This window comes from Rhizobium sp. P1_E6 (assembly GCF_056405875.1).
The window spans coordinates 1-11,448 of record NZ_JBFUBG010000133.1 but is presented as its reverse complement, the minus strand read 5'-3'; the positions used below and the strand labels follow the sequence as shown (position 1 = coordinate 11,448).

The window sequence follows — 11,448 nt, the reverse complement described above, 5'->3', positions numbered from 1 at the left end:
ACTGCCAGCCGAGTAGCGAGCCAAGGCAGGCCAGCACAGCGAGCGCCATGATGATCGAACCGATCGTCGGATTGAACATCGTGGCATAGGCGAGTGCGAACGGCCCAGTAGAGGTGGCGAGATCCGCGTTCGGCACGATGCCCTGAATAACCGTCGTCGACAGGATGTAGATGACGGCCGCTCCCAGCGTGCCGAACATGCAGGCGAGCGGCACGTCTCGCTTGGGGTTTTCAACTGCATCGGAGTTCTGTGCCGCGGACTCCATGCCGAGGAAAGCCCAGAGCGTGAGCGAGATGCTCGATCCCATGCCCTGCGCGAGCGATAGTCCTTTCGGGTTCCAGGCAGCTGCGAACGTGCTGGAGCTGAACCAGAGCCAGCCGATAATCGACAGCAGCCCGACGGGAAGGATGACGCCCCAGACGGTGATCGAGCCGATACGGCCGGTGATGCGCGGACCGCCGAAATTGGCGGCCGTGGTCAGCCACAGGAGCACGATCAGCGCCAGGCAGGTCATGATCGGTGTCGAGGTCAGCACCGGAAAGAAGCCGGCAAGATAACCGACGGCCGAAATCCCGATCGCCACGTTGCCGACGGCGAGCGAGAGGAAATATAGGAAGAACACCATGAAGTAGCCGTCTTTCCCATAGGCATCTTCCGCGTAAGCGGACATGCCACCGGGGCGCTGATTGAACAGCCCCGCCTGGGCAAAGCCATAGGCGATTGCCATCGAGCCGACAGCGGTGACCAGCCAGGACAATAGCGAGATCGCGCCGACCTGGGCCATATTGGCGGGCAGCATGATGATACCCGAGCCCATCATGTTGACGGCGACGATGAAGGTGAGTTGCACAAGGTTCATCTTCTTCTTGGCCGTGGTCTCGGCCGCGAGATGYATCGTGTTATCGGTCATGATGAAATCCTCCCTACCCCCTACTCGCGCACGACATATGTGTGGAACTTGATCCGCCCATCGATCCGCTCCTGGAACACGCCCTGGACCTCGTAATTGAAGCCGGGGAAGCGATTGAAGGATTCTTCGAAGGCGAGGAAATAGTCCCGCATCGGCCGCGCCCGGTCGTCCCAGCGTTCTCCCGGCACGATCACGCCGATACCGGGCGGGTAGATCAGCGCCAGCGTCGCCGAGATGCGGCCGGCAGCTTCCGCCAGCGGCACATAATCGACATTGTTGGCGACCAGCGCCTCATAAGCCTGCTTGGGCGCGATTGCCGGTTCCGGGAAGCTCTCGGAGCGGAAGCAGAGGCGCTGCAACTCCTTGACGCCCGCCTCGCGATAGAAGGAATGCATCTCCCGGCAGACCTGGCGAACGGAATAATCGGCATAACGCTCGCGATTGGCCGCGAAGACGGTCGGCAGCACCTCCTGCAGCGGCGCATCGCGGTCCCAGAGGTTCTTGAACTTGACGAGCTTGGCGACCAGCGTGTTCAGCTTGCTCTCGTCCTCGGCCGGGGTCAGTAGGAAGAGCAGGCTGTTCAGATCGCATTTCTCCGCCACGACCCGCTGCTCGCGCAGGTAGTTGGCAACGACCGTCGCCGGGATGCCAAATTCGCGATACTCGCCGGTTTTCCGGTCGATGCCGGGTGTCAGTATCGCAAGCTTGTTTGGATCGACCATGGTGTAGCCGGGCGCATAACCCGAATAGCCATGCCACTTCGCCTGCGGATCGAACCGCCAGCATTGCTGCTCACGCTTCAGCACATCGGTCGGAATATCTTCCCATCTGGTATCGGCGAGATCGCCGGTGTGCTTGGAGCCCGAAACCGACACCCTGTCTGGCACGAAGGGATCGAAGAACCATTGCTCTTCGGGGCTTGCCGCTTTGGTCTCGTAATGATCGACGAACCCGCGCAGCTTCTTGCGCACCTCGATCCCGAGTTCGATGCAGCGGTCCCACAGCATCTCTCCTGCCTTGCCTTCATGCACCTTGGCATTGACATCAAGCGAGGCAAACAGGGGATAAAAGGGTGATGTCGAAACATGCATCAGCAGCGATTCATTGAAGCGCTTGTGTTCGACGAACCGGCGCTGTCCGCTGATATGTTCGTCCCGTTTGTGGATCTGAGATGCCTGCGAGAAGCCGGCGCCCTGCTTATGGACCGATTGGGTGGAAAACAGACCCGGCATGTCGGCCGACAAGTCCTTCAGCCGCATCGGGCTATGGCCCTCGAAAAGCGGATGGAAGGCGTTGTAGCCGATCCAGGCTTCGTCCCAGAGCACGTAGTCGCAGAGATGGCCGATCTTCTCCATCACCTGCCGGACATTGTAGATCGTGCCGTCATAGGTCGCGAGCTGAATGCAGGCCAGACGGAAAGGCCGCTCGGCCTTGGCACGGCTCTTGTCGGTGACCAGCGGGTGTTCCTCTATCTTTTGCCGCAGCCAGGCTTCGTCCCAAGCCGCCCAATCGACGGCCCCGATCATTCCGAAGGAGTTGCGGGCGGTCGGCAGATAGATCGGGATGGCGCCTGCCTGCACGAGGGCTCCTTGATGCAGGGATTTGTGATTGTTGCGGTCGAAGAGCACAAGGTCACCGTTGCGCAGCACCGCATTGGCAACCACCTTGTTGGAAGTGCTCGTTCCGTTGAGGAGGAAATAGGTCCTATCAGCGCCGAAAATGCGTGCCGCCTGTTTCTGGGCTTCGACTGCGGGACCTTCATGGATCAGGAGATCGCCGAGATCGACATCGGCATTGCAGAGGTCGTTGCGGAAAATGCTCTCGCCGAAATATTTGAAGAAGAGCTGCCCGGCCGGCGATTTCCGATAGAACTGGCCGCCCTGATGCCCCGGGCAATCGAAGGCGATGTTTGCCTCGCCGTCATAGGCCATCATGCCGCCGAAGAAAGGTGGCAGCAGCGATTTGCCGTAGTTGACCGCGCTGGAAACGATCTGCTTGGCATAGAAGGTCGGCGTCTGCTGGCCGAGATAGACGAAACCATCCACCTCACCGGCCATCTCGACGACATCCATATCGGCGATCGTCAGCGTATCGGCCATCGCCCAGATCGGCGTTCGGAAGCCTATTTCTCTCACAGCGCGAAGGAAGCTGCGTGCCGCCGGCAACTGCCCGCCTTCGACCGAGCCGATATAGGCGCCGACGTCAGCATCTTCCGACACATCAGYGGAATAGTCGTCGCGTAGCTCCACCTCAAAACCCTGGGCGGTGATCTGCGCCACCAACTCCTGCGCCTGAGAATTGTCGCGGTCGATGACGGCCACGATCTTCAGCATCTTATGGAACGGTATGGCGACCGTCGGCGACTTCACATCACGCGGGATCATTCTTGTGCCTCCGCTACAATGCAATCAACCAGATAGCGGCGTCCGTTATCACCGGGTGTGAAGCGCAGGCCGTGAATATCGGTTTCGAAACCGGGGAACTTGCGGTCGAAATCACGGGCGTAAAGAAGGTAATCCTGAATGGACTTCGTTGACAGCGTGATCCGCTCGCCCGGCATGATCAGCGGAATTCCGGGTGGATAGGGAACGATCATCACGGCAAGGATGCGATCCATGAGATCGTCGATCTCGACGCTCTCGATCCGGCCTTTGACCAGCCGGTCGTAGGCATCGGCAGGACGCATCGCCATTTCCGGCAGCACCGTATACATCTCGCGTTGCGCCTTCGGCACGTCGTCCTTGCGATAGATTGCGTGGATCTGTTCACAGAGATCTTTCAGCCCCATGCCGGCATAGGCTTCCGGATGCGCTGCTGCGAGCGCCGGCAGCGCCCGGGTCAGCGGCGCATTGGCGTCATAGAGATCCTTGAAATTGAGAAGTTCGGTGACAAGCGTGCTCCACTTGCCGCGGGTGATGCCCATCGAGAAAAGCACGAGGAAGGAATAAAGGCCGGTCTTTTCGATCTCGATGCGCCTGGAGGACAGGAACTTCGTGATGACGGCGGCCGGTATCCCGTGCTCATCCATGACACCGCTTGCAGACAGGCCCGGCGAGAGGATGGTGACTTTGATCGGGTCGACCATGACGTGGTTTTCGGCAAGCCCGGTAAACCCATGCCAGGCATCGTCCGGTTTCAAGACCCAGTCGGCATGGGTGTCGCTCGGCGTCTGCTCGGCAACCGTCGGCTCCCAGACGTCGAACCACCAGTTGCCTTCCGTCTGTTTCCTGACCGCATTCATCGCCCGGCGGAAGCTGATCGCCTCGTCGATTGTCTCCTGCACCAGCGCGCGGCCGGCCGGCTGTTCCATCATGGCGGCAGCGACATCGCAGGAGGCGATGATGCCATATTGCGGCGAAGTCGACGTGTGCATCATGAAGGCTTCGTTGAAGCGGGTTACGTCGAGACGTTTGTTCTCGGCATGCTGGATATGGATCATCGATGCCTGAGAAAGGGCTGCCAGCAGCTTGTGCGTCGAGTGCGTCGCAAAGGTGATGGCGTTCTGCGATCGCGCAGGCTGGTTCGACGAGATCCCGTGGAAGCCATCATAGAATTCGTGAAAATTGGCATAGGCATACCAAGCCTCGTCGAAATGCAGCACTTCGACTGCATCGCCAAGTGACGCCTTGATGGCATCGACATTGTAGCAGAGACCGTCATAGGTCGAATTGGTGATGACCATCAGCCGGACCTTGCCGCTCGTTTGCCCGGCAAAGGGGCTTGCGGCGATCTTGCGGGCAATCGATTCAGGCGTGAACTGATCCTTGGAGATCGGGCCGATAATGCCTAGCCCGTTGCGCGAGGGCGTCAGATAGATCGGCGTCGCACCCGTCATGATGAGCGAGTGCAGGATCGACTTGTGGCAGTTGCGATCGCAGAGCACGAGATCGCCGCGCCCGACCATGCCGTGCCAGACGATCTTGTTGGCTGTCGACGTGCCGCCGACGACGAAGAGGGTTTCGTCTGTGCCGAAGATGCGCGCCGCATTGCGCTCGCCCTCCGCGATCGGCCCGACATGATCGAGAAGGGAGCCGACGCTGCCGACCGATACGGAGATATCAGAGCGAAGTGTGTTTTCGCCAAAGAACGTATAGAAGAGCTGGCCGACCGGGCTTTTGCGGAAAGCAACACCGCCGCCGTGACCGGGCGTATGCCAGGAATAGGCGCCCTCCAGCGTGTAATCCATCAGCGCCTTGAACATCGGCGGCGGCAGCCGGTCGAGATAGTTGCGGGCGGCCTGCGCGATGGCGCGGGCCATGAATTCCGCGGAATCCTCAAACAGCCGGAAGAAGGCATTGGCGTGGCGTAGCACTGCCGCCGGAACATCTTCGGCGGTCGTATCATCACCGAAGAGAAAGATCGGCAGCCGGTCGTTTCTTTGTCGCTTTGCAGCCAGCACCTCTCCGAGCACTTGCCAGCGTGTGGCCTTGTCCTCGGTACCGTCGACGGAGACCAGCCAGCAGGATTCGGTATTGAAGACATGGACCAGACGACGGGCGTCTTCGTAGGAAACGCCGGAGACGATCCGGAAGCCTTCCTTCTCGATGGCTGCTGCCAGATCGCGCATGCCGCGTCCGGCGGCGCTTTTTCCGTCAAAATCTTCGTCAATAACAGCGATAGGAAATGCCGTCTGGAATTCCATGAGTTCCTCCAGAAACCTGATGTCAAAGGCTCCGGCCGCCATGCAGCCGTGTGCATCTCAGGTAGAAGGATCGTACATGAGGGGTAGTGCGGCGTCGTTGATTGCAATCAACGTGACGCAAAGCATTTAGGCAGTGGAGACGGCCCGGATGCTTCCAGCTGACGTTACTCCGCCCATTCTGTGTCGGTGGTGAAGGCAATCGTCAGCCAGCGATTGGCACTCTCGTCGCCGATCGCATTCCCAATCTCGTCGCGCAACGCATCCCACTCCTCCAAAGTCTTTGGGGGAAGTCCTTCGGGTACGATGAAGTAGAGCTCAATCTGCTTGGCGCGGCCGACCTGGGCAACATAGGCGCGGTGAGAGAGGAAGCCGAGGCGGCGGACAGTTTCCGATGCAATGCGATCGACATGGTTTTGCAAATCGACAGGGGCAATCAACAGGACTTCGCTCAGCGCCTTCCATACGGTGGTGATCGGAAGCGGGATCATGACGAGGCAGACGAGTGCTAGGACCGCGGGGTCCATATAGCTTGCGACCCATGCAACCGGCGTCGCCTGCACGGCCATGCCGATGAGAAAAGCGATGAGCAATGCAAGTGCGATTCCGCCCGACATGATCCAGGCCTTGATGTCGAGCGATATGAAATCGGATTTGATGCGGCGGTTCAGCCTGATGCCCATGATAGCCATGACCATACAGACGAGCACCGTCGCGGTGGAATAGGCTACGGCCATGCCGAAACGGAGTTCGTGGCCGCCGTTCAAAATGCTGATGATCGCGCTGATCAGCGCATAGACGCCGACCGTCATCAGCAGGCAGCCATTGAGCATGAGTACGATCGGCTCCAGATGCCAGAAGCCCATCGTGAACCGGTTTCGAATTCTGCCGGATTGGGCATCGCTCTGCGTCGATTTCAGGATCAGGCTCGAAACCCACAGCGCAAGTCCGGTCATCGCCGCATCGGCCAGCGAATAAACACCATCGAAGGCAATGGAAAATGAGCCGGAAAGAATACCGAAAACCACGCCGAGGGTCGCGACCACCACGGTCGCTGCAATCGAGATCCTGAGAAACCCCTGCTCGCTTAACATCGTCACCCCACTCCGGCACCGGTCATTCTAAAGGCTTTACGACAATCGGGAAGGCTAGACGAGGCCTGGCGACTACGCATTGATCCGGATTGCGGCTGTCCGTTTTTGCAACGACAATCACGGCTCGAAGGCAGTCCGAAGAGCCATCGGCTCCCGGAAGCCGGCTCACGGGAGGGACCTTATGACAACCTCGTCGAATGGCAAAAGTCTCGGACTTGCCGCCTGCACCGCCATCGTGGTCGGAAACATGGTGGGATCCGGCTTCTATCTTTCACCAGCCGCAGTGGCGCCCTACGGCAACCTCGCAATCATCGTCTGGATCATCATGGGCGCCGGCGCAATCTGTCTCGGCCTCACCTTCGCTCGCCTGGCGAGCCTCGTACCGGTCACCGGCGGGCCCTATGCCTATACGAGGCTGGCCTATGGAGATTTCGCGGGTTTTCTGATCGCCTGGGGCTACTGGATTTCCATCTGGACGTCGCTGCCCGTTATCGCCATTGCCTTTACTGGTGTGATGGTCGACCTCTTTCCGGCCCTCAGCAACCGCTTTACCGCGACCGTTCTGACGCTCGGTGTGATCTGGGCGATCGTGCTGGTCAATCTTCGTGGCGTTCACGCGGCCGGTCTCTTCGCGCAGGTCACGACCTATGCCAAGCTGCTTCCCTTCGGCGCCGTCGCCATTATCGGCCTTCTCTACATCGACACTTCGCATTTTTCCGAGTTCAACCCGAGTGGCCAGCCGCTGCTGCAGTCGATCGCAACGTTGGCGCCGCTGACTATGTTCGCCTATCTGGGCTTGGAATCAGCGACCGTGCCCGCCGGCGATGTCGAGAACGCCGAGCGGACCATTCCCCGCTCCACCGTCCTTGGGATCTCAATCGCCGCCACCCTCTATGTACTCGGCACCATTGTCGTCATGGGGCTCATGCCGCGTGAGCAACTGGTTCACTCAATCGCGCCCTTCTCGCAAGCCGCCGGAATCATGTGGGGCCGCCCCGGAGAGCTGGCGATCTCGATCGCCGTACTGCTCTCCTCGATCGGTGCCCTGAACGGCTGGACCCTGTTGATGGGCCAGGTGCCGATGGCCGCTGCGCGCGACGGATTGTTTCCGCCGCTTTTCGCACGGCTCTCCTCGCGCGGCGTACCTGCATGGGGGATGGTCGTTTCGGCATTGTTTGCAACGCTGCTGGTACTCGTCCAGGCTCTCGGCTCTGAAGGCTTTGCGGCGGTTTACCGGCTGATGGTCGGGCTGAGCACGATGGCGGCCGTTGTTCCCTATGCCTTCTGCGCGCTTGCCGGAAGCCTGGTTGCCGGCGCGACCCAGGGACGGATGCCACGGGTGAGTGCGATCGAGCTTATCGCCTTCGTCTTTGCGATCTTCACCCTGTATGGCTCCGGCGCCGAGCCGGTGCTTTATGGGCTCGTTTTGCTGATGCTCGGAATTCCCGTCTATGTCTGGCAAAGGCGAAACGCGGTCGAAGTCACAAACAAACAGACGGCAGCGGGTGCAGCAACGCACCCGGCCGTCTCAGGATAAGTTTGCCTTAGAAGTTCAGTGCCAACTCAGCCCATCAAAACTTTCGTTGATAATCGTACCGCGCTCGCCGCGTACCATTCCGGCAATATCGGCAAGCGAGCCGATGGCGGCCGTCTTGCCGTTTGCCCGTGCGAAGTGGCAGGCGGCATCCACCTTCGGCCCCATCGAGCCGGCCGGAAATGAGAACTGCCTGAAATCATCGGGACGAGCGCGGTGGATCGCCTTCTGGGACGGTTTGCCCCAGTCGATGCAGACGGCCTCGGCGTCCGTTGCCATGATCAAAAGATCTGCATAGAGCTCGCGCGCCAGAAGCTCCGAGCAGAGGTCCTTATCGATGACGGCTTCGACGCCGATCAGTTTTCGGTCGGCACCCTTTTCGTACATGGTCGGAATACCGCCTCCACCTGCGCAGATGACGATCGTGTGCTCTTCCAAGAGCCAGCGGACTGGACGAATTTCAAAGATGCGCTTCGGTGCCGGCGAAGCGACGACGCGCCGCCATTTTTCGCCATCCTGCTTGAAGACCCAGCCCTTTTCAGTGCGGATCCGGTCGGCCTCGGCCTTTTCGTAGACCGGACCGACGAACTTGGTCGGGTTTTGGAAACCAGGATCATCGGCATCGACTTCCACCATGGTTAGAAGCGTCGCCAGCGGCTGCTCGAAAGGCAGGAGATTGCCGAGTTCCTGCTCCAGCATATAGCCGATCATGCCTTCGGTTTCGGCGCCGAGAACATCGAGCGGATAGGCCTCCTCCGGCTTGTAAGCGGCTCCCTGGAGCGCGAGCAGCCCAACCTGCGGCCCATTGCCGTGCGTGATGACGATCTCATGTTCGGCCGCCAATGGCGCAATGGCCTGAGCAGCGACGCGCGCGTTCCGCCTTTGGGTATCGGCAGTCATGGGCTCCCCGCGCCGGAGAAGCGCATTGCCGCCAAGCGCAATGACCACACGCATGTCAATCTCCCAAAGTAGCGACGAGCAGGGCCTTGATCGTGTGCAGGCGATTTTCCGCTTGCTCGAAAGCGACATTGGCCTCGGATTCGAAGACGTCATCGGTGACTTCGAGGCCGTTTTCCATGCCATAATCTTCGGCGATCTGTTTGCCGAGCACGGTTTCAGTGTCGTGGAACGCCGGCAGGCAATGCATGAATTTGGTCTGCGGATTGCCGGTCGCTTTCATTAGCTCCTGATTGACCTGATAGGGCGTGAGCAGCTTGATGCGTTCGCGCCAGACATCTTTTGGCTCGCCCATCGAAACCCAGACATCCGTGTGGATGAAATCAACATCCTTGACCGCTTCCTTCGGATCTTCGGTGACCAGCAGCCGCGCGCCCGAGGCCTGCTGCAGATCCCTGGCGATGTTCATATATTCATCCGACGGCCACAGTGATCTCGGACCGCAGATGCGCACATCCATGCCGAGCAGGCAGCCGACGATCAGCAGCGAGTGCCCCATATTCGAGCGCGTGTCGCCGACATAGGCATATTTGATCTGGGTGATCGGCTTATCGCTATGCTCACGCATGGTCATGACGTCGGCAATCATCTGCGTCGGATGATATTCGTCCGTCAGGCCGTTATAAACGGGCACTCCGGCGTAACGGGCCAGCGTCTCCACGCCTTTTTGCGCGGAGCCGCGATACTCGATTGCGTCATACATGCGGCCGAGCACCCGCGCCGTATCCTTGAACGATTCCTTGTGTCCGATCTGCGAGCCGGACGGATCGAGATAGGTCACGTTGGCGCCCTGGTCCGAGCAGGCAACTTCGAAGGCGCATCTCGTTCTCGTCGAGGTTTTCTCGAAGATCAGGCAGATTTCCTTGCCTTTCAGGTGCTCCTGTTCGGTGCGGGCGTATTTGGCCCGCTTCAGGTCGCGTGCGAGATCGAGAAGGTAGCGGAATTCCCGTGGCGTATAATCCTGCACGGTCAGAAGCGAGCGATTGCGCAGATTGAAGCTCATGGTCTTGCTCCGTCGGTCTGGTTCGTGGGTGAAACGTCAGTAAGCCGGGTCGCGCCAGATGGGGCATGTCATGCAATGCCCGCCGCCACGGCCTCGGCCAAGTTCGGAACCGCGAATGGTGATCACCTCGACGCCTGCCTTGCGCAGCAGCGTATTGGTATAGGTGTTGCGGTCGTAAGCGACGACGACGCCTGGTTCGAGTGCGACGACATTGTTGCCGTCGTCCCATTGCTCGCGTTCGGCCTGATATAAATTGCCGCCGGTCTCGACGGTGCGCAGCGGCGGCAGGTCGAGCGCCTCGCTGACGACATCGAGCATCGGCTGATTTTCGGGATGGATCTCGAATGTGCCGTCGTCATCCACCGGATACATGCTGTAGCAGCGGATCTGGTCGACGACTTCGGCAAACAGCGTGACAAGGTCACGATCGCAAAAGCTGAAAACCGTATCGAGATGCATGGCTGCACGGCTCTTCGGCATCAGGCAGCCGATCACCCGCTTTGCGGCCTTGTTCTTAAACAGGGCCTGTGCCACCTGGCCAACGGCCTGATAGGTGGTGCGCTCGCCCATGCCGATCAGAACGGTGCCGTTGCCGATCGGCATGACGTCGCCGCCCTCCATCGAGGCATTGGCGAACTGAGTATCGGAATCGCCCCACCAGATCTTGAAGTCACCACCGTGAAAGATCGGATGAAACTTGTAGATCGCGCGCTGGATCAATGTCTCTGCGCGCCTTGCCGGCCAGAACATCGGATTGCAGGTCACGCCGCCATAAATCCAGCAGGATGGATCGCGCTGGAATAGGGTGTTGGGGATCGGGGGGATGACGAAATCTGTTTCCGGCAGCGCGCTCAGCATCAGCGACTTAGCCTTGACATCGGGCAGGTCGGAGATCGCGATGCCGCCGATCATAAAGGCGGCAAGCTGGTTTGCCGGCATTTCGTCAAGCCATGGACGCATGGCCTCGGCGATCTGCGAGCCGAGCACGTTCGGCGTGATGCGCCGATCCAAAACGAAATCGCGCGCCTGCTTGTTGGCGAGCGTCTGGCCGAGCAGATCGTGGAGCTCAAGAACCTCGACCCCTCTTTCCTGCATCTTGAGGACAAAATCATAGTGATCCTTCTGTGCCTCATGCACCCACAGGACGTCGTCGAAAAGCAGATCATGGCAGTTTGCAGGCGTCAGGCGCTGATGAGCCAGGGATGGTCGGCAGACCATGACGGTTCTCAGCTTTCCCACTTCCGAGTGAACACCGAAACCACGCATGCGCTCCTCCTTCCAGCCATCGGGGTAGCGGCCGCGCCGCCGCTC

The 11,448-nt window shown here is 59.7% G+C and carries 8 protein-coding genes; 1 reads left to right on the top strand and 7 read right to left on the bottom strand.

Annotation, left to right across the window (positions count from 1 at the left end):
- The 4 genes from potE to AC1D35_RS32835 all read right to left on the bottom strand — a co-directional run.
- The coding region (gene potE, locus AC1D35_RS32850) for a putrescine-ornithine antiporter (RefSeq protein WP_477942029.1) at positions 1 to 910 on the bottom strand (910 nt) is incomplete at its 3' end.
- A 20-nt stretch (positions 911 to 930) separates the two neighbouring features.
- Positions 931 to 3,294 (bottom strand): ornithine decarboxylase, encoded by a 2,364-nt coding sequence (gene speC, locus AC1D35_RS32845; protein ID WP_477942027.1) that lies wholly within the window; start codon positions 3,292 to 3,294, stop codon positions 931 to 933.
- Entirely contained in the window at positions 3,291 to 5,552 is a 2,262-nt protein-coding gene (locus AC1D35_RS32840; protein WP_477853405.1) for an Orn/Lys/Arg family decarboxylase, read from the bottom strand. The genes speC and AC1D35_RS32840 overlap by 4 nt, the downstream gene beginning before the upstream one ends.
- 164 nt (positions 5,553 to 5,716) lie before the next feature.
- Positions 5,717 to 6,643, bottom strand: coding sequence for a cation diffusion facilitator family transporter (locus tag AC1D35_RS32835; RefSeq protein ID WP_477853407.1), 927 nt, complete (start codon positions 6,641 to 6,643; stop codon positions 5,717 to 5,719).
- A gap of 181 nt (positions 6,644 to 6,824) precedes the next feature.
- Here AC1D35_RS32835 and AC1D35_RS32830 point away from each other — a divergent pair, with 181 nt between their 5' ends.
- Complete coding sequence (locus AC1D35_RS32830) at positions 6,825 to 8,180, top strand: amino acid permease (RefSeq protein ID WP_113307616.1); 1,356 nt, start codon at positions 6,825 to 6,827, stop codon at positions 8,178 to 8,180.
- Positions 8,181 to 8,195: 15 nt separating this feature from the next.
- Here AC1D35_RS32830 and arcC read toward each other — a convergent pair whose 3' ends face one another.
- From arcC to arcA, 3 genes are read right to left on the bottom strand one after another with little or no spacing between them, the layout of a single operon-like run.
- The gene (gene arcC / locus AC1D35_RS32825) at positions 8,196 to 9,131 is read right to left on the bottom strand and encodes a carbamate kinase (protein WP_113510025.1); all 936 of its coding nucleotides are present in this window, start codon (positions 9,129 to 9,131) and stop codon (positions 8,196 to 8,198) included.
- 1 nt (position 9,132) lies between these two features.
- Entirely contained in the window at positions 9,133 to 10,137 is a 1,005-nt protein-coding gene (locus AC1D35_RS32820; protein ID WP_477853408.1) for an ornithine carbamoyltransferase, read from the bottom strand.
- 36 nt (positions 10,138 to 10,173) lie between these two features.
- Entirely contained in the window at positions 10,174 to 11,403 is a 1,230-nt protein-coding gene (arcA, locus tag AC1D35_RS32815) for an arginine deiminase (RefSeq protein ID WP_477942031.1), read from the bottom strand.
- Positions 11,404 to 11,448 lie beyond the last annotated feature (45 nt).